The organism is Serratia sp. J2 (assembly GCF_046269175.1).
Taxonomy (GTDB): domain Bacteria; phylum Pseudomonadota; class Gammaproteobacteria; order Enterobacterales; family Enterobacteriaceae; genus Chania; species Chania fonticola_C.
In genome coordinates this window covers 1-1,802 of record NZ_JBKABN010000083.1, presented here as the reverse complement: position 1 = coordinate 1,802, position 1,802 = coordinate 1, and the positions used below count along the sequence as shown (strand labels likewise).

Genomic DNA, 1,802 nt, shown 5'->3' with positions numbered 1-1,802 from the left:
GATGCTCAAACGCGTTTTTCACCTCACGCTGCGCGCCGCACAGGGATTTATTGACTCCATTTTTACCCTGATGAAACTCCCGCTCTGAACCGTACCGGTTTTGTGGGAGAGAGTTAAGTCCGGGAACTCAGGCTGCCAGATCCTTTTTCCCGATGGAAGCGTAATATGCTTTTTCTGCTTCAGCAGGTGGGATATGGCCGAGCCGCTCAAGCAGCCGACGATTGTTGTACCAGTCCACCCATGCCAGTGTGGCCAGCTCCACTTCCTGTCGGTTTTTCCAGCTCTTCCGGTGTATCACCTCCGCTTTATACTGCCCGTTAATACTTTCGGCCATGGCATTATCATAAGAGTCACCTGTGCTGCCCGTTGAAGCCAGAAGAGCCGCTTCCTGCAGTCGCTGCGTGTACGCCAGCGATACGTACTGCGAGCCTTTATCCGAGTGATGGATAGTGCCGGACGGTCGCCGGGCCCACAGAGCCTGCTCCAGCGCATCCAGTACGAACGTGGTTTCCATCGACGATGACACCCGCCAGCCCACGATAATGTAGTGGCATAGTGAATTTGGCCACCTGAATAGAGGTGATATCATCACCTCAACCACTAAACAGGTGACAAAATGACTAACAAAACGAGGCGGACTTTTTCTGCTGAATTCAAACTTGAATGCGCTCAACTTATCCTTGACCAGGGCTACTCATTCCGTGCAGCCAGCCAAGCCATGAATGTCAGCACATCGGCACTCGAATCATGGGCAAGACAGCTGCGTCTGGAGCGTGAAGGGGTCTCACCTAAAGCCTCGCCACTGACTACCGAACAGCAGCGTATCCGTGAGTTGGAAAAGCAGGTTCGTCGCCTGGAGGAACATAACACCATATTAAAAAAGGCTACCGCTCTCTTGATGTCAGACTCCCTGAACAGTTCTCGCTAGTTGAAAAACTCAGGAGCAGTCACACCGTCAGCCTTCTCTGCGATGTTTTTGAAATACACCGCAGTAGCTATAAATATTGGGCAAAAAGGCGGCATGTCATCAATCCAGAGCGGGTCAGAGTCCATAGCGAAGTTCGTCGTATACACCGCCTCAGTAACGGTTCTTCCGGTGCCAGAACGTTTGCGGATATCCTTACCCGTGAGGGGCTTGCGTTAAGCCGGTACCGGGCAAGTAAGATAATGAAAGCGCTGGGCCTGAGTAGCTGCCAGCCGGGCAAACATGCCTACAGAAAATCGACTCAGGAGCACATAAGTCTGCCAAATATACTGGAGCGCCAGTTCGCAGTAACGGAGCCTGACCAGGTCTGGTGCGGTGATATCACTTTTATCTGGACCGGACAGAAATGGAGTTATCTGGCCGTCGTGATGGATCTGTTCGCCCGTAAGCCAGTGGGTTGGGCAATGTCGCCAGTTGCGGATACAGAGCTCATCATTAACGCCCTGGAAATGGCCTGGGAAAGTCGTAATAAGCCAGAGGGGGTCATGTTCCACTCGGATCAGGGAAGCCAGTATACAAGCTTGAGGTACCGGCAACGGCTCTGGAAAAAGCAGATAAAACAGAGCGTCAGCCGGAGAGGGAACTGTTGGGATAATAGCCCGATGGAACGCTTCTTCCGTAGCCTGAAAAGCGAATGGATACCGGAAGGAGGCTACAGTGCAGCGGAAACAGCTCAACGAGAAGTCACTCGTTACATAACGGGTTACTACAACACGTTCAGACCTCATCAATACAACGGAGGTCTGACACCTGACGAATCAGAGAGAAGATACCACGCAGCTTATAAAACCGTGGCCAGTTTTACTTGACCACTACA

Annotated in this window: 1 protein-coding gene and 2 pseudogenes; 2 read left to right on the top strand and 1 reads right to left on the bottom strand. The window is 51.9% G+C overall.

The window, feature by feature from the left end:
* Positions 1–85 (top strand): annotated as a pseudogene (locus ACKWMY_RS28135) (hypothetical protein); the annotation flags it as partial.
* Between the two features lie 42 nt (positions 86–127).
* Here the strand turns inward: ACKWMY_RS28135 and ACKWMY_RS28130 are convergent.
* Positions 128–541, bottom strand: a pseudogene (locus tag ACKWMY_RS28130) (DDE-type integrase/transposase/recombinase); the annotation flags it as partial.
* A 75-nt stretch (positions 542–616) separates the two neighbouring features.
* Here ACKWMY_RS28130 and ACKWMY_RS28125 point away from each other — a divergent pair.
* Positions 617–1,794 (top strand): IS3 family transposase gene (locus ACKWMY_RS28125; RefSeq protein WP_409487539.1). Its coding sequence is split into 2 segments (ribosomal slippage): positions 617–875 and positions 875–1,794, totalling 1,179 coding nucleotides; the frame shifts between segments, so codons are not numbered across the junction.
* The last annotated feature ends 8 nt before the right edge of the window (positions 1,795–1,802 follow it).